At 67.8% G+C, this 267-nt stretch carries 1 protein-coding gene; it reads right to left on the bottom strand.

Annotated elements, in window-relative coordinates; translation table 11 throughout:
* Positions 1-10: 10 nt before the first annotated feature.
* Positions 11-267 (bottom strand): alternative ribosome rescue aminoacyl-tRNA hydrolase ArfB (arfB, locus tag EOB49_RS35375; RefSeq protein WP_127383572.1); only part of this gene is annotated, 257 nt, incomplete at its 5' end.

The following is a 267-nucleotide window of genomic DNA, read 5'->3' as shown; positions in this document are numbered from 1 at the left end:
GGTGTGGTGCTTAATCGTTCTCCACCCGGCCGCGCAGCTTCTTGATCGTGCCGCGCCCGGCCTTGCTCTTCAGCCGCCGTTCCACGGCACCCTTTGACGGCCGTGTCTTCTTGCGCGGCGGCGGTGGCGGTTCGGCGGCCTTGGCGACCAATGCCGTCAGCCGTGCCCGCGCATCGGCTCGGTTCTGTTCCTGGGTGCGGAAGCGGCCTGCCTCGATGACGATGACACCGTCCTTGGTGGCACGCTGGCCGGCAAGCTTGATCGTCC

Origin of the sequence: Mesorhizobium sp. M7A.F.Ca.MR.148.00.0.0, from assembly GCF_003997735.1 — a bacterium.
GTDB lineage: Bacteria > Pseudomonadota > Alphaproteobacteria > Rhizobiales > Rhizobiaceae > Mesorhizobium.
Note: the sequence above shows the minus strand (reverse complement) of the source record. Positions and strands in the feature narration are given on the sequence as shown.